Below are 17,769 nucleotides of genomic sequence, written 5' to 3'. Positions count from 1 at the left end.
ACACGAACCACCATGATCCGCAACGCACATCAGATAACCTGATGTGCAAGCCACTTTCTATTTCTAAATCGTACTGTATAAATAATTGCACGAATCGTCCAGTCCGTAAACATTCCGATCCACACTGCGATTGGTCCCATATGGAACACTCTTGCAAGTACCATTGCAAGTACAACTCTGCAAAGCCACATACATAACATGGATGTCGTCATCGTAAACTTCACATCTCCTGCAGCTCTGAACCCATATGGTGGAATAAAAGCCATGATCCATACAATTGGTTTTACGATCGTAATGCATGTTACCATGAAGATGCAAAGTTTAGCACTCTCTGGCTCCATTCCTCCAAAATAAGTGATCGGGTAAGTAAGTCCAAACATTAATAAACACGTAATGATCAACACTACTTCTGCTGCAATAGAAATCTTCTTTATATAATATGCAGCCTCTTCCTTCTCTCCTGCACCAAGGCATTCTCCAACAACTGTCATCAAGCCAATTCCCATTCCAATCGACATGATTCCATTTAAGTTCTCGATGATATTCGTCATTCCCTGTGCTGCGATTGCCGCCGTTCCCATTAAAGATACTGTTGATTGAATTGCAAGTTTTCCAAACTGGAACATTCCATTTTCAATTCCTGATGGTATCCCGATATGTAAAATACGCTTGATTTCTTTCCATTCCGGACGAATTGAAAAATAATCTCTAAGCTGCACTTTCATATTTGGGCTTCTTAATTTATAAAGTACTGCGATCATTGCAAATGCTCTGGCGATCATTGTTGCTGCAGAAGATCCTGCTACTCCAAAATGAAAAATCCATACAAACACTAGATTCAATACGACATTAATTCCATTTGCAATAAATGAAATCTGCATTGGAAGTTTACTGTTCTCCTGTGCTCTTAAAATGCAGGCTCCGTCATCGTACAATGCAATAAATGGATAGGACATTGCAGAAAAAAAGAAATACTTCTTTGCATTCTCCATGACTGCTGGTTCCACCTGACCAAAGATCAAACCAAGAATCTGACTGCTGAATAAATGACATGCAATTGCAATGATCAGTGACATGGCGAATGTAATAAACACTAACTGTCTGGCTGCATTCGTTGCCCTCTCCTTTTTCTCACACCCAAGATAATGTGAACAAACAACCGTACCACCAGAAGCCAATGCAAAAAATGCCTGAACAACCAAAATATTGATGGAGTCCACTAAACTGACCGCTGAAATTGCTGCCGATCCTAAGTTACTGACCACAAGAGTATCTACCGTACCCATAAATGAATTTAAAAGCTGATCTACTGCCAATGGTAACATAAGAGCGATCAGCTTTTTGTTTGTGAAACGTCTTTCTTTCATGCTTTCTTTCTACATCTCTTTTCTGTCTTTATTTTCCTAACCAAAAATATTCCTTTTTCATTTTATAAATCTGATGTTCTTCTGTCAACATCAGAACTTTAATTTTTTATTTTCATACCAAATATATAAAAAAAGGAACACAGAAGACCAATCCGACATGAATTGCTCTCCTGCGCTCTTTTCATATACAAACAATATTCGTAGTTCTTTTTCTATCCTATGATACGTCTCGCACAGATTGGTGTTCTGTAATTTACATTTGAAATCTTAATTCCACCTCTTGGATATGGTGCAGAATTACTTGCATGTACCACCTGACCACCACCGATATAAAGTGCCACATGATTGATACTTCCACCATCTCCGTAAAACACTAAATCCCCAGCTCTTAAGTTGCTTGTAGATACTGCTCTTCCATCCCCTGCCTGAGAACTGCTTGTACGGCTGATGCTGTATCCAAATTTTGCCATGATCTGCTGTGTAAATCCAGAGCAGTCAATTCCCCTTGTTAAACTGTTTCCTCCATAACGATATGGATTTCCAACAAACTGTTGTGCATAACTTGCCATTCTACTTCCTGTCACTGACGAGCTGCTGTATGATACAGAAGCTTTCTTTGTTGTCTGTGCAAAACTTGTTTTTGCAGTTTCATCTCTTGTTTTGGTTGCATGTTTTGCTTGTTCCTTTGCTTTTTCCGCCGCCTGAATCTGTTTCATGGATTTTGCTTTTCCAAAAGAGTATGTTACTTTTGCATAATCTTTTGAGACATATCCTGTTTTACCATCAACTTTGACTTTTGCCCAATCACCGTTCTGCTTCTTAACTTTTAATTTATCATCTTTAGATGCCAATGCAATAATCTTCGATTCCGTAGACGCATTCTTGCGAACTCTTAATGTTTCTGCCTGAACTTTGGCTATTTTCTTCACATTTTGTTTCGCAAAATTCTCAATTTCATCTCCAAAAACAAGATACTGATTTTTTACATACCCTGTAACATTTCCTGATCTTACTTTTGACCATTCTGATCCTCTCTTTAACACGGTTGCAATATTCCCTTTTTTCATTTTTCCTAAGATCTTCGCATTTGTACTTCCTTTTTTTCGAACATTCAATGTCGTTGTAGAATAAATATCTGCAACTGCCTTATTCGCATACTTGCTGTTTGTTATTGTATTGGTTTCTTTTGTCGTATTTTTCTCATCTGCTTTTATATTTCCTGTCGTTAACATACTTGCTACAATCGTAAGCATCGCCATCGATAGTCTCATTTTCCTCGTTATCATAATGTTCCTCCTTTAAATGTTACAATTTTGTTAACTCGAGTATGTGTGTATTATAGCACTTATAGATAGTATGTCAATACTTTTCATTATTATTTCGTAATATTATTGTAATATTTTATTGATTTTTGTAACATTATGTCGATTATATTGATTTAAAATTTTTTATTTCTACTATTTTTCGCATGCAAACAAAAAGAAGGGATGTTATTTATAATCTAATATCGATCATAAATAACATCCCTTCTTTTTAAGTTTAAGAATTGTATCTATATTTAATTTTATAGTTACCTATTTGTAGATAGTTAAAATTTCTTCCCCTACATTACACTCTCCGATATGATTTAATGCAATGCTTGCATATTCTGCATTATTACTTATAACGACTGGAGTTGTCATAACATATCCATCTGCTTTTATATCTTCTAAATCAAACTCACAAATAAGTTCTCCTTTTTTCACTTTCTGTCCGGCTTCTACCTTCATATAAAAACCTTTTCCATTTCGTTTGACGGTATCAAGACCTAGATGAATGAGAACTTCTGCACCTTCCTTTGACTCCATAGCAAGTGCATGCTTGGTGCGGAATACAGCCGCAATAATGCCATCTACTGGTGCATATAATTTTCCTTCTTCTGGAACAACTGCAAATCCTTCTCCTAACATTCCTCCAGAAAATGCTTCATCTCCAACTTCTTCTAACTCAATCACTTTTCCTTTGATCGGACAGGCAATGCTTTCCTGTTTCGTTTCTTCCTCGGAATGTACATTTTCCTTTAGTAACTGTTTGATTTCTTTCTTTGCACGTCTAGTTCTTAAGTAATCTTCAAATTCTGATTTCAACACTGTTACATGTGGACCATAGATAATCTGAATACTGTTACCTCGTTTCAGAATTCCCCTTGATCCCGTTTCCCTGATCATAGCATCATCTACCAGACTTATATCCTTAAGTCCACACCGAAGTCTTGTAACACAACAGTCAATATCTCCAATATTCTTTTTGCCCCCAAGGCCAGCTGCAATTTTCGCTAATAATTCTTCTGAGAAATCTTCTCTGTATTCATATTCAGACTCCTCTTCGAATTCTATTGTTGTTTCTTCTTCTCTTCCCGGTGTCTTAATATCAAATTTCAGGATCAGAAAATGGAACAAAAAATAATATACGATAAAATAGATAATCCCAAGTGGAATTACCATCATCCAGTTTGTCTTTCCCTGTCCTTGCAAGATTCCAAAAAAGAACAGATCAATAAGGCCTCCTGAAAATGTTAATCCCACTGTAATTTTCAGTACATGCATCATCATATATGCAAATCCCGCAAAAATACAATGAATTGCATATAATCCAGGAGCGATAAACAGAAATGTAAATTCCAATGGTTCTGTAATTCCTGTAAGCATTGATGTTAATGCAGCAGAAATCATAAGCCCACCGACAACTTTTCTTTGTTCAGGTCTTGCACAACGATAAATTGCAAGTGCTGCTCCTGGCAGTCCAAAGATCATTAGTGGAAACTTTCCTGCCATAAATCTTGTCGCTTCTACATTAAAATGTGTGGTTGCAGGATCTGCCAACTGAGCAAAAAAGATATTCTGTGCTCCATCAACCATCTTCCCTGCCACTTCCATCGTTCCACCAAGTGATGTCTGCCAGAACGGAAGATAAAATACATGATGCAGTCCAAATGGAATCAATGCACGTTCCAGCACTCCGTAAATAAAAGTTCCAAAATATCCAGAGGCTTTCACAATTCCTCCGAGCGAATACATTAATCCCTGAATCGGCGGCCAGATAAAGAACATTAAAATTCCTACTCCAACATATACAATGGTACAAATGATCGGTACAGCTCTCGTCCCGCCAAAAAAAGACAAAACTTCTGGAAGTTTTATTTTATAAAGTCGATTATGCAGATATCCAACCCCAAGACCAACAATAATTCCACCAAATACACCTAACTGCAATGATGTAATTCCAAGAATCTGGTCAGTTGCTCCCGTATGCATCGTATAAGTATCACCATATAAAGACAACATGGATGAAATTGCTTCATGCATCACAAAAAAAGACAATACCCCGGATAATGCTGCTACAGCTTTCTCTGCCTTCGCCATTCCTATAGAAACTCCCATTGCAAATATTAGTGCAAGATTGTCAAAAATGATACTTCCACAATCGCCTCCCACTTTAAAAATTCCATACAAAACTGTCCCCGGACCCATGATCTTAATCAGATGGTATGTTCGAAGCATTGTTTCATTCGTAAATGATTGTCCAATTCCAAGTAAAAGTCCTGCGACCGGCAGAATGGCAATTGGAAGCATAAATGCACGTCCAACTCTCTGCAGAACATCAAATATTCTTCCTTCTTTTTTCATAAAAACTTCCTTATTAATATATTCTGTCTATAAGATTACAATGTAGAGATCATTATTTCCATTGTACCATCAAAAATAACTTCTTTCTGATCAGAACAAATAACAAAATGATCTCCTTTTTTCACTTTATTTTCTTCTAATGTTCCAGATCCTTCCGTAATACTTACCATCATAAACGGATTGTCATTTTGAATCACATTTTTACCAGTCAACTCATAACGATCAACTTTAAAAAATTCACTATCAACATATCTTGTTTTTATACCATTCTCAAGAGTTGTCTGAAGAAATTCTTTGTTCTGATCTATGTTGGCAGGTACATTTGTTACATCGATTGACTGCTTTACATGAAGCTGTCTTTCATTTCCATCTGCATCTTTTCTATGATAATCATAGACACGATATGTGATATCTGAAGACTGCTGCGCTTCATAGATTAAAGATCCACTACAGATCGCATGTAATGTTCCTGATGGAATGTAGAAGAAATCTCCCTCTTTGATCTTAAATGAATTTAATAGATGTTCATAATCATCATCCTCAATTGCTTTTATAAACTCTTCTTTTGTTTTTGCATGATGTCCCATCACCATTTTTGTTCCTTCATCTGCCTGAAGTACAAACCAACATTCTGTTTTTCCAAGAGAATTTTCATGTTCTTTGGCATAAGCATCATCTGGATGCACCTGTACAGATAAATCATTTTTGGCATCAATGATCTTTACAAGTAATGGAAATTGATTTCCTTCGATATTTCCAAATAATTCTCTGTGATTTTCAAACAGCCAAGATAAAGTTTTTCCTTCGTATTCTCCATCCGCGATTGTACAATCTCCATTCTTATGTGCAGAAATTGCCCAGCACTCTCCTGTGTGATCACTCGGGATCTCATATCCATAAATATCTTTTAATTTTGTTCCACCCCAGATCATTTCTTTAAAAACCGGATTCATTCTTAAAATATGTCCCATAACAGCCTTCTCCTTTTTCATCTTGTAACCAAAAGTTACTTTTGTTTTTTGATCTTCACACTCTTCTTAGATGGCATAAAATTACGTTTTAACACATCAAAGAAGCTTAAAGAACGTACAAGACGCTCGGATGGTATATATTGGTTGATCGCACGCAACACTTTCTTTGGTTCTTTGGACGCAAAAGAATAAGTTCCATTTTTCTTTGTCTGAATCGCGTAACGTGGAATCTTCTTTCCTTTAAACATCACAGATGCGATCACATAATCAACTTCTCCCCATGGAATCTGAATATAATCATTGACATTTCTTGTATTAAAGAATTCAAATCCTTTATCTCCGACCATGATCTTTCCATAGTTTGTAAGTCCCTGATAAGACGTTGCCTCTACTACAACATCGACTCTTGTATTAATTGATTGTGCCATAAGCCCTCCTTCGTTTCATATGTTCTCTTTGTTTATTTTATACAATTTTCTTTGCTTATACAAGATGACTTTTTATCTATTTTATTTATATAAACTTTCTTCTTATATAAGCAAAAAGCCCGGACATCCGGGCCTTTTGTATATGTGCTTGATCATTCTTATAATAATCCAATAACGTGTCCACCGATACCAACGATGAATAATGCGATGATAATGATGATTGGAGAAACGTTTTTCTTTAATAACCACATGCATAACAGTGTTAACAGTAATGGTACAAATCCAGGAATCAGGGAGTTTAAGTTGTCCTGAAGAGTTGTAACCTTCGTTGGATCAAGTGCCATACCGGATGCCTGCTGTGCTAATGCAGTTTTGATTCCTTCAGCTCCTGCTGGAAGTTTAGCCCAATCGATATAAGCTCCTTCACTTAATGTAACTTTAGATACAACTGGAGTAAAGTTGATACTTACCCAACGTTCGATCAATGCACCAAGGACGAACATACCAAGGATAGATGCTCCTTTTGTAACTTTCTGAAGTAATCCACCAGATAAGTCTTCTGTGATCTTTGTTCCTACGTTGTAACCAAATTCCTGTGTATACCACATAAATGCCCAACGGATAACGTTCCATAATACGAAGAATAAAACTGGACCAAGGATGCTTCCACCCATTGCAAGAGAAGCTCCTAAAGCTCCAAGGATAGGTCTTGCTGTGAACCAGAATACTGGATCACCAACACCAGCTAAAGGTCCCATCATTCCGACTTTAACACCCTGGATCGCACTGTCTTCTACAGGTGCTCCGTTTGCTTTATCTTCTTCCAGAGCCAGTGTAACACCAATTACTGGAGATGCTACATAAGGATGTGTGTTGAAGAATTCCAGATGACGTTTTAACGCTGCAATCTGATCTTCTTTGTTTGTGTATAATTTCTTGATAGCTGGGATCATTGCGAAACACCAACCACCATTCTGCATACGTTCATAGTTCCAAGAACCCTGAAGGAAAGTAGAACGTAATGCTACAGATAATCTATCTTTTTTTGTTAATTGAACTTTATTTTCTGCCATTTTTCTTACCTCCTTCTTAATCAATAATCATTTAAAATATCGCCTAATGGGTCACCAGTATTGCTTCCACCGTTACCAGATCCTGCATTCTCAGACAGTTTCAGGTAAATCAGTGCCATAGATACAGCGATAACACCTAATGCGATCAGTGTTAAGTCTGAAACAGCAGCCAGACAGAAACCAATTGCGAAGAAAGGCCATACTTCTTTTGTAGCCATCATGTTGATAACCATTGCGTAACCTACGGCTACGACCATACCACCACCGATGGACATACCATCTGTTAACCATGCTGGCATACTATTTAATGCTGCAGCTACGGCAGATGATGGAATTGCAAGTAATGCTGCTGCTGGGATCGCGATACGGATACCCTGTAAACAAACTGCAATGATATGCCATGCTTCTACACCTTTGAAGCTACCTTTTGTAGCAGCTGCATCCATCTGATGAACACAGATAACGGAAAGTGTACGAACGATCATTGTTAAGAATAATCCTGCTACTGCTAATGGGATTGCTACTGCGATGGCAGTATCAACACCAGCTCTTCCCTGTCCACCTTGAACAAGAATGATTGCAGATGCAACGGCTGCTAATGCAGCATCTGGGGCAACGGCTGCACCGATGTTAGCCCATCCTAAAGCGATCATCTGAAGACTACCTCCAAGGATGATGCAAGGAACAAGCTGTCCGGTTACAAGTCCGATTAATGTACAAGCTACTAATGGCTGATGGAACTGGAATTCATCCAGGACACCTTCCATACCAGCCAGGAATGCAACGATAACAACTAATACCATTGAAATAACTGACATGATAATTCCTCCTATATATTTTTATAAATTGATTATTTAAGTTCTGCTTTCGCTTTCTTAAGCATTTCGTCCATGTTTTCTGGAGAATCGCTTGGTACTTTACGTACGTTAAATGTAACACCTTTGTCGATCAGTTTCTCGAAAGTTTCTACATCTTCTTTACCCATTGCAACGGCTTTTGTTACGACAACTTTACCTGTTGAATGAGCTAATGATCCTAAGTTGATCTCTTTGATATCAACTCCACCTTCGATTGCTTTTAATACATCCTGAGGTGTTTCAAACAGAAGCATTGCTTTTGTTTCACCGAATCTTGGATCTTTTGCTACTTCGATCATCTTCCAGATTGGGATAACGTGAGCTTTTACTCCTGGAGGTGCTGCCTCAATGATCATTCTCTTACGAAGATCATCTTTTGCTACGGCATCAGATACAACAATGATACGGTCTGGGTTTACCATCTTTGTCCATGTTGTAGCCACCTGTCCATGTAATAAACGTGTGTCGATACGAGTAAGACCGATCTTAATGTGACCGTCTCCAAGTACTGTTCCTTCTGGGATTGCTCCCTGAGGTGCTGCTGCAGCAGCTGGTGTAGCTTCTTCTTTCTTAGGTTCAAGAGATTCTGGATAGATTCTCACACCTTCTTTTCCGCTTCCGGAAATCTGAGCTGCAACTTCATGTGCTGTGTCCATTGTCATACGGGAAGCGTATGCATCAATCAACATTGGAAGATTTAATCCAGCAACGATTGCCCATTTGTCCTCATGTCCGGCAATTAATCCGTTAGCCTGATTAAATGGAGTTCCACCCCATAAATCAACCATAATCAGCACTTCATCCTGGTTTTCGAATCCGGCAATGGCATCTTCCATCTGTTTCTTGATGTCTTCTGGTCCCATGCTTGGCTGTAATGTACAAGCCGCAACATTCGGCTGGTCACCAAAAATCATGGATCCAGACTGTAAGATACCCTTGGCGAAATCACCATGTGTAGCAAGAATAATTCCTACCATTTTTTTATTCCTCCTTTTCTATATTTTCATAAGCTAATTAATTATATATTTTATAAGAAATTCTTATAAATAAAAAAACCTGATTCAAATCCGCAAATTCCCATCATCCAAATCTCCCCACAAAAATATATTCACGAAGAAATCCGGACTTTCTGAAAAATCCATGATTCAAATCAAGTTTAGCCTGCATTACCAGTAACAATCCTGATCAACAATATAAACTTTTATCTTGTAGTAACTCGCTTGATATGTACGGTTAAATACATAAGTTCTTCATCTGTAATATCATGATTGCAAGTCTTCTTCACATAGTTCTTAATTTCATCTACGCATTCAATACATTCGTGATACTTATTCCTTATGATCTCCTGGAATTCTGTATCATCACTTCTTACTTCCTTGCCCATATAAACTCTCTGTGCAAAGAACTTTAAATGTGTGATAAATCTCTCATAGAAAACAGATTCCTTATCGATCTGTTCTCCAAAGTGTTTATCCACAATCTTTAAAATATCGTTCACAAGCTTCGTCATCGAAACCATCTCTGTCATATCCAGATCAAGTTCTGCATTCACAATATGTAATGCGATAAACGCTGCTTCATCCTGAGGAAGCGTCACTTTCAATTCTTTCTCGATCATACCGATCGCTACTTTCCCGATCAGGTACTCCTGATAATAAAACTTCTTGATCTCCCATAAAAACGGATTCTGGAACGGCACTCCCATCTCCACTCTCTCAATTGCAAAATTGATATGGTCGGTAAGTGAAATATAAATATTATCATTAATATTCTTCTGTAATGTATCCTTCGCATATTGAATGATCTTATTGCAGATCTTCACTCTCTCGATTGGGATATCAGTTAACATCTCCTGAAAACGCTGTGTCATACCATGGTCTTTCATGACGTAAGTCTTCTCAATCTGACTTGTCTTGATCTCATCTCCCTTATGTTTCTGAAAACCAAGGCCCTTACCCATCAGCACGACTTCTTTATGATTCTTGTCTTCTGAAATTACAATATTATTATTTACAATCTTTGTAATCTGCACAACCTTACCTCATACTCTCCAACGGAAAGACTTTAGTCTTACCAGCTGCACATTTCACAAAAAAAATAAACCGTACTTATATACTTCCACTTTCCCTGCTGTGAAATTCAATAAGTTGGTTTAGCCTGCACTACCAGTAACAATCCTCCTCATAATCTCTTGTTAACTTATGTTTATATTTTAACAAGGTCTTTTTACTTTGTCAATAGAATAATTTAAGATTTTTTTATAATTTGTTTATTCTTTTTAAATAATTATAATTCCTTTTTTACTCTGATAGGAACTATACCACATATTTATTCTCTATGCAATATGTCTTTTTGCATATTTATGATATTTCTTAAAATCCAAATCTCAGATCCTAGAATCCAAACCTTGTACAATCGCTTGAATTATGATATTATGAGGTATCAATTACGAGGTATTAAATTATGTTAAAATTAATTTCCATGATTGGATCGATCATAGATAAAGCACAGCGAGATCACGTAACTGCGTTCTCTGCACAGGCCGCTTTCTTTACGATTCTTTCATTTTTTCCGTTTATGATCGTAGTACTAAGTCTTACAAAGTATTTTCCGATCACACCAAATGATATGATAGAACTGGTTCTTACTTATCTGCCACCCAAATACAGTGGAATGCTCGTACCGATCATAAGATCTTTAAACGGAAAACTTACAACAACTTATATGTCAATCACAATCCTTACTTTATTATGGTCTGCATCGAAAGGAATCTTGTCTATGATGACAGGACTTAATACCATTCATGAGATTCCTGAGAAAAGAAATTATTTTGTTTTACGATTTATTTCAAGCATCTATATCGGACTTTTAGCCATTGCCGTATTATTTGGATTGATCCTTTTACTGTTTGGTAATTCTTTATTGCTTCAATTATATCGATTGGAACCTGTGCTTGAAAACAAACGTGTTTTTTTCGCAGCTATCCGATTTTTACTTGCATTCTTTACATTTATGATTGTTTTCATCATTATGTATCGTTTTCTGCCAAGTGAAAACTTTAAGACAAAGGAAATTCTTCCTGGAGCATTGTTTAGTTCTGCTGCATGGTTAGTATTATCCTTCTTCTTCTCAATGTATTTTGATAATTTCTCTTTTTTCAGTACCATGTACGGAGGACTTACAAGTATCTTACTGACTTTGTTCTGGTTGTATTTTTGTATGATGATGCTTTTTATCGGAGCCGAGATCAATCATTATTTTATATCCCAATCAACCAAAAGCAAGAAACAATCTCATATTCCTTATGAAATCAGATAACAAAGATCCGAGATGCTGCACAACAAACAGTATCTCGGATTTTATTTATATATCTAACTATAAAATAAAATGCCTTGGCACTCCATTCTCATATGGTATTTGCACTTCTCCCTGAATTAGTGGTTTTAAATATGTAAGCAAATCATCTTTAATGTCATTGCCTTCTTCATTGATCCATTCCATCGGTACTTTTTTCTCAAAATTTGCGATCTTAGACAAATCTGCTAATTCAATTTCTACCTGATATGGATCATCACAAATTCTCTTTAATGCAGACATTTTTCCGCTTTCCCCACGGATCGCACTAACCGCTGCAAATGCTCCAAGATTTCTTGATTCAATGATATCTGTTTCGCTTAACATATATCCAGCACATCTTTGAAGAATATTTAATTCTACAGATCTTACTTTGCATCCGATCCTATTACCTACTAAACCTTCTAGATATTTTCCGATTCCAGATAGATATTTATGTCCAAACGCATCTTCTTTCCCAGATTTTGTTTCCTCACCAACATAATGTCCTGTGGCATCTTTCACGCCTTCACTGACTGCCACAATAATATTATTCTCTTTCTCAAGTGCTTTGTTAACGTCTTCGATGAATTTTTCTTCATCAAATACTTTCTCGCACAGATAAATGAGTTGTGGAACTCGTCTTTCTTCTGTTCTTGCAAGTGCTGAAGATGCCGTCAGCCATCCGGCATTTCTCCCCATGACTTCTACGATCGTTACAGATGGTACATCGTATACAAAGCAGTCACACGCAATTTCTGTAAATGCTGTTGCAATAAATTTAGCAGCAGAACCGAATCCAGGACAATGATCTGTCTCTCCAAGGTCATTATCAATCGTCTTTGGTGCTCCCATAACTTTAATATCATCTATGTTATTTTCTTTGCAATAAATGGATAACTTATATACGGTATCCATTGAATCATTTCCACCTGTATAGACAAAATATCCTATATTATTCTTTCTTAAAATGCGAATGATCTCCTCGAATTCTTCCGCATTTTCTTTCGGATCTTTTAGTTTCCAGCGGCATGATCCCAACGCTGCTGCTGGTGTTACAGAAAGCAGATCTCTTTTTTCTTTTGTGTCACACACCTCATCTAAATTTACAAAGTTTTCATTCAGTACACCTTTGATTCCATTCAGTGCTCCATAAACATGTCCCACCTGATTACTTGCAATTCCTGCGTCGATCACACCTGTGATCGTAGCATTAATTGCTGCAGATGGTCCTCCTGACTGGGCAACTAGCATATTCTTCATAGTTTTCTCCTTTATACTTTTATATTTGTTCAAAGTGATTATACATTATCTCATTTGTTCTTTTCAACTTTTTTGAGTGAAATAATGCTCACTCCCCATTTCATTTTTCTTTACGAATTTTTGTCAATCTACTATAATTAATATAAACATGCACTACTGATAATTTTTACAGTGCATTAAATATGACAAATGGAGGTATTGATCATGAATACAAATTTTATGAAACTTCGTGATATAATGAGAACTCAAAACGTTACATATTATCTCGTTCCGAGTGAAGATCCTCATCAATCTGAATATGTGGATGATCATTTTAAATGTAGACAATATATTTCAGGTTTTACTGGTTCTGCCGGCACTTTTCTTGCAGGTTCCAATGAAGGATGGCTTTGGACCGACGGACGTTATTTTACGCAAGCCGAACAACAGATTTCTTCTGATATCACTTTAATGAAACAAGGTGTTTACGGTGTCCCTACAACTCTTCAGTTTCTGGAGCAAAATCTTCACCCAAATGATGTTCTTGGAACAAACGGGCTTATGATCTCTGCTTCCTACGGAAAGAAAATTGCGAAACTTTCCAAAAAATGTGGCTTTGATTTTCGTTTTGATCTACATTTTGTAGAGCATCTATGGGCAGAAGATAATCGTCCTGCAATGACAAAAACTGTGGTTTACCACCACGATGTCAAATACAGCGGAGAACATACTGATTCAAAGCTTGAACGTGTGCGAAAGAAAATATCTGCAGCAGGAGCCGATGCCTTTTTCCTTTCCTCACTTCCTGATATAGCATGGTTATTTAATCTGCGCGGTGACGATATTGCCTGTACTCCTTTATTTTATAGTTACGCATGGATCACAATGGATAAATGTTTTCTATTTTTAAGAAAAGACTGCATTTCCGCTGCTGCTTTCAATCGTTTTAAAGAACATGGAATTCTGGTCTGCGATTACAGTGAGATCGACTCTTTCTTAAAAGACCAGCACACAAATGTTTTGTTAGATCCAGATCTTACTAACTATTTTCATTATAATCTTTTATTTAAATGTAAGATCATAGAAGATAAAAATCCTACCGAACTTATGAAAGCTGTCAAAAACGAAACGCAGATGGAGCATTTAAAGGAATGTCACATCAATGACGGAGTTGCCATGACAAAATTTATGTACTGGCTGAAAAAAAATGTCGGAAAGATTCCTATGACAGAACGATCAATTTCTGACCATCTGGAAGCAGAACGCAAAAAACAGCCTGATTATGTCGGATTAAGTTTTGAAACTATTTGTGCATACAAAGATCATGCTGCTATGATGCATTATCAGTCTACAGAAGAATCTGATATTGCTGTAACTGCTGAAGGAATGCTGCTTATCGACTCTGGCGGTCAATATTATGGCGGTACAACTGACGTTACACGAACCTTTATCCTCGGTCCGATTTCTGATGAAGAGCGAAAATATTTTACATTAGTATTAAAATCTATGCTCACGCTTGCTGATGCTAAATTTCTTTCAGGATGTCGTGGCAGCAATCTTGATATTCTTGCAAGGGAACCTCTCTGGGAAGAAGGTGTCGATTATCGTTGCGGAACCGGCCATGGCGTTGGATATTTTCTAGGGGTTCACGAAGGACCAAATGCTTTCCGCTGGAGATCAAACCCAGAAAATCTTGATGCCGTATTGCAACCTGGAATGGTCATCACCGACGAACCCGGTGTCTATGTCCCTGGCAAATATGGTATTCGTACAGAAAACATGCTCCTTTGCAGGAAATGGCAGCAAAACGAATATGGAGCTTTCCTTCATTTTGAACCTCTGACTCTTGTACCAATCGATTTAGATGGCGTTGACCTTTCATTATTCAACGATAAAGAGAATCAACTTCTTCGTGATTATCAGCAATTAGTATATGACAACCTTGCTCCTCATCTTGAAGAAGATGAAGTTTCATGGCTTAAAACCTTATTACTTTAAACTCCAAATTTTATTTGTATAAAAGAAAAGACGGACATGATCTTCATTGGTCCGTCTTTTCTATTCTCCTATTCTTTTGTCTTGATCCACTGCTCTTTTATCTTCTGATAACTTCCATCATTATTCAGAACCTGCAGTGCTACATTAAATTGATCCAGATACTTATATCCTTTCGCAAACATAATACCATAATTACTTTCTTCAGAATTAAGCTGTTCATCTAACACCTCAAGATTTGTTGTGTCTTTATGTGTATTCATATATGACTGAATTCCTGGTGCATCATAGATCGTCGCTTCAATCTTGTCTGCCTCAAGATTTTCAAACACTTCTTCTGCCGTCTTATATACCTTGATCTTATTGCCATCCTCTGCGAGATATTCTTTCGCATATTCTTCACTGGAAGTTCCCTCAACAACGCCGATCGCCATATTTTTTACATCCTTCCGGTCTGTAATGTCCGCATTCTTATTGACTACGATCTGAAGATATGTCTCATAATATATATCTGTAAACGAATAATCTCTCTGTCTTTCATCTGTAATTGAAATTCCTGCGATTGCAAGATTGATTTCCTTATTCTTTATCTTCTGTTCAATCTGCTTCATACTAAGCGGATAAAGCTTATATTCAAAGCCAAGATAATCGCTGATCTTATCTAACAGATCTATATCAAATCCTACAATCTTCTTTTGCTCTTTATCATAATATGAAAATGGAGCCATATCATTTGACACACCAACTTTCAATGTCATATCTTTCATGGTTCCCTGTACTTTGTCTGCTTGTATAACTTCTCGTTTCACTTCTTTTTGCGTATCTTTCTTCTGCCATGGCATATTGCATGCACTTAAGCAAAATATAAGACTTCCCATCATGATTGAAGCTAATATCTTCTTCATCTTTACTCTCCTTTGATTGTATTTATCCTCATGATAGCACCAGCAAAATCATAAGTCAATTTTCTCTTCCATTTTTTTCAACGTATAAAATCTGCTGATTCCGTACATCATTTTATTAAACGAATCACTAATGGAGGAACTTATTATGGCACGAAATAAAGTGGAAATCTGCGGTGTTAATACTTCTTCTCTTCCTTTACTTTCCAACGAAGAAAAAGAAGCTTTATTTGAAAAGATCGAGCAGGGTGATAACAACGCCAGAGAACAATATATCAAAGGAAATCTACGTCTTGTTTTAAGTATTATCCAAAGATTTTCTTCCAGCGGGGAAAATGCAGATGATCTCTTTCAAGTTGGCTGTATCGGGCTTATGAAAGCTATTGATAATTTTGACCGTAATCTGAATGTGAAATTTTCTACTTATGCCGTTCCAATGATCATCGGAGAGGTAAAACGTTACTTAAGAGACAATCATAGTCTGCGTGTCAGCCGTTCCCTTCGTGACACTGCTTATAAAGCGATCAGCACAAGGGAATCTCTTACAAAGAAATTAAATCATGAACCAACAATTGATGCCATCGCAAAAGAAATTGATATGAAAAAAGAAGATGTCTTGTTTGCCCTCGATGCCATCGCAACCCCTCTTTCTCTTTATGAACCAGTGTATCAGGATGGCGGCGATACGCTTTATCTGATGGATCAGGTAAAAGACAAAAAAAACAAGGAAGCTGTCTGGGTAGAATCCATTGCATTGAAAGAAGCTATGAACCATCTTCCAGACCGCGAATATGATATTATAAAAATGCGTTTCTTCGAGGGCAAAACTCAAACAGAAGTTGCAGATGAAATTTCTATCTCACAAGCACAAGTCAGCCGTCTTGAAAAAAATGCACTAAAGCAAATGAAGAACCACCTTGCGTGATTCTTCATAATCCATTATAAAATATTCTTCTTTTTCAGGATATATACAGCGATCAGGCATACAATAACTGAAAATATAGAAATTGCAGCAAATCCATAAGTCTTCGTCGCAAATAGCATTCCTGCCACGTTGACATTCATTCCATAAAGTCCGGAGATCATCGTTGGCAATTCTAGTATGATCGTGATCGCTGCAAGGAATTTCATGACCTGATTCAGGTTATTATCAATGATCGATCCAAACAGTGACATTGTACTTCTTAAGATATTATGATAGATATCCGTCATCTCCATCGCCTGCTTATTCTCAATGATAACATCCTCTAACAGTTCCTGATCTTCTTCATAATGTCTTAAGCCAATATGTTTCCTTAATTTCTCTAATACCACTTCATTTGATTTCAATGCGGTTGTAAAATACACAAGACATTTTTCCAGATCATAAAGCTGAATTAAATCTTGATTCTGATATGTCTCATGCAGAAGATCTTCTACCTGATTTGCTCTCTGATCGATCACACGTAGATAGTACAAAAACAGTGCTGCATTGTTATACAGTATCTGATAGACAAATCTTGTCTTCATATAGGTATAAAAATTCGATACAAGACCATCTACAAACTGCTTTAAAATATTTGTCTGCTTTAGACATACCGTAAATACGATCTTCCTGGTAATAAAAATTCCCAATGGAATCGTCTCATACCATTTTTTCCAGTTTTCTTCTTCCACAACAGGAATATTCACAAGAATCATCGTATAGTCATCTTCATTCTCTAATCGGGAGCGTTCTTCTGTATCCAGTGCCGCTTTCAGGTCATCCATATCGATCTTATAATCAACCGATATACTCGTCAACTCTTCCATTGTCGGATCTGTGACCATTACCCATGATTCCAGTTCAATATGATCTAATTCTTCTAATTCTTTTTTACCTTCATAATTCTTATAAATCTGGATCATCTTATCGCTCCTCTCCGTTTTCATACTTATTAAGTATAACCGATAAGAA

Annotated in this window: 15 protein-coding genes; 3 read left to right on the top strand and 12 right to left on the bottom strand. The window is 36.9% G+C overall.

All coding sequences use genetic code 11. From position 1 onward, the window contains the following. Positions 1–29: 29 nt before the first annotated feature. The 9 genes from KE503_RS06055 to licT all read right to left on the bottom strand — a co-directional run bounded on the left by KE503_RS06055 (position 30) and on the right by licT (position 10,393). Positions 30–1,367 carry an MATE family efflux transporter gene (locus KE503_RS06055; RefSeq protein ID WP_212384717.1) on the bottom strand — a complete coding sequence of 446 codons (1,338 nt, stop codon included), beginning with the start codon at positions 1,365–1,367 and terminating at the stop codon, positions 30–32. A 212-nt stretch (positions 1,368–1,579) separates the two neighbouring features. After that, on the bottom strand, positions 1,580–2,653 hold the full coding sequence (locus KE503_RS06050) for a C40 family peptidase (RefSeq protein ID WP_212384716.1): 1,074 nt from the start codon (positions 2,651–2,653) through the stop codon (positions 1,580–1,582). Positions 2,654–2,941: 288 nt separating this feature from the next. Beyond that, positions 2,942–5,032 (bottom strand): PTS transporter subunit IIABC, encoded by a 2,091-nt coding sequence (locus tag KE503_RS06045; protein WP_212384715.1) that lies wholly within the window; start codon positions 5,030–5,032, stop codon positions 2,942–2,944. A gap of 35 nt (positions 5,033–5,067) precedes the next feature. Next, positions 5,068–6,003, bottom strand: coding sequence for a mannose-6-phosphate isomerase, class I (manA, locus tag KE503_RS06040; protein ID WP_212384714.1), 936 nt, complete (start codon positions 6,001–6,003; stop codon positions 5,068–5,070). Between the two features lie 35 nt (positions 6,004–6,038). Beyond that, positions 6,039–6,431, bottom strand: coding sequence for a DUF956 family protein (locus KE503_RS06035; protein ID WP_022375036.1), 393 nt, complete (start codon positions 6,429–6,431; stop codon positions 6,039–6,041). Between the two features lie 158 nt (positions 6,432–6,589). After that, positions 6,590–7,504, bottom strand: a complete 915-nt coding sequence (locus KE503_RS06030) for a PTS system mannose/fructose/sorbose family transporter subunit IID (protein ID WP_117945198.1) — start codon at positions 7,502–7,504, stop codon at positions 6,590–6,592. A gap of 20 nt (positions 7,505–7,524) precedes the next feature. After that, the gene (locus KE503_RS06025) at positions 7,525–8,322 is read right to left on the bottom strand and encodes a PTS mannose/fructose/sorbose transporter subunit IIC (protein WP_249182984.1); all 798 of its coding nucleotides are present in this window, start codon (positions 8,320–8,322) and stop codon (positions 7,525–7,527) included. 32 nt (positions 8,323–8,354) lie between these two features. After that, on the bottom strand, positions 8,355–9,338 hold the full coding sequence (locus KE503_RS06020; protein WP_055197472.1) for a PTS sugar transporter subunit IIB: 984 nt from the start codon (positions 9,336–9,338) through the stop codon (positions 8,355–8,357). A 224-nt stretch (positions 9,339–9,562) separates the two neighbouring features. Next, positions 9,563–10,393, bottom strand: a complete 831-nt coding sequence (gene licT, locus KE503_RS14855) for a BglG family transcription antiterminator LicT (protein WP_022375039.1) — start codon at positions 10,391–10,393, stop codon at positions 9,563–9,565. Between the two features lie 431 nt (positions 10,394–10,824). Here licT and KE503_RS06010 point away from each other — a divergent pair, with 431 nt between their 5' ends. Beyond that, on the top strand, positions 10,825–11,679 hold the full coding sequence (locus KE503_RS06010) for a YihY/virulence factor BrkB family protein (RefSeq protein WP_212384713.1): 855 nt from the start codon (positions 10,825–10,827) through the stop codon (positions 11,677–11,679). Between the two features lie 57 nt (positions 11,680–11,736). Here the strand turns inward: KE503_RS06010 and KE503_RS06005 are convergent, their stop codons facing one another. Next, complete coding sequence (locus KE503_RS06005; protein ID WP_212384712.1) at positions 11,737–12,957, bottom strand: 6-phosphofructokinase; 1,221 nt, start codon at positions 12,955–12,957, stop codon at positions 11,737–11,739. Positions 12,958–13,161: 204 nt separating this feature from the next. Between KE503_RS06005 and KE503_RS06000 the strand changes: the two genes are divergently transcribed. After that, positions 13,162–14,934 (top strand): aminopeptidase P family protein, encoded by a 1,773-nt coding sequence (locus KE503_RS06000; protein ID WP_212384711.1) that lies wholly within the window; start codon positions 13,162–13,164, stop codon positions 14,932–14,934. 68 nt (positions 14,935–15,002) lie between these two features. On the opposite strand, the gene KE503_RS05995 is transcribed toward KE503_RS06000, so the two are convergent. Next, on the bottom strand, positions 15,003–15,836 hold the full coding sequence (locus tag KE503_RS05995) for a substrate-binding periplasmic protein (protein ID WP_022375043.1): 834 nt from the start codon (positions 15,834–15,836) through the stop codon (positions 15,003–15,005). Between the two features lie 145 nt (positions 15,837–15,981). Between KE503_RS05995 and sigG the strand changes: the two genes are divergently transcribed. Next, the gene (gene sigG / locus KE503_RS05990; RefSeq protein ID WP_022375044.1) at positions 15,982–16,758 is read left to right on the top strand and encodes an RNA polymerase sporulation sigma factor SigG; all 777 of its coding nucleotides are present in this window, start codon (positions 15,982–15,984) and stop codon (positions 16,756–16,758) included. Positions 16,759–16,772: 14 nt separating this feature from the next. Here the strand turns inward: sigG and KE503_RS05985 are convergent, their stop codons facing one another. Beyond that, complete coding sequence (locus tag KE503_RS05985) at positions 16,773–17,720, bottom strand: magnesium transporter CorA family protein (RefSeq protein ID WP_022375045.1); 948 nt, start codon at positions 17,718–17,720, stop codon at positions 16,773–16,775. Positions 17,721–17,769: the final 49 nt, after the last annotated feature.

Origin of the sequence: Anaerostipes sp. Marseille-Q3525 (genome assembly GCF_018223505.1) — a bacterium.
GTDB classification, from domain to species: Bacteria; Bacillota; Clostridia; order Lachnospirales; family Lachnospiraceae; genus Anaerostipes; species Anaerostipes amylophilus.
The sequence above is the reverse complement of the archived record's forward strand: the minus strand, read 5'-3'. Positions and strand labels throughout refer to the sequence as shown.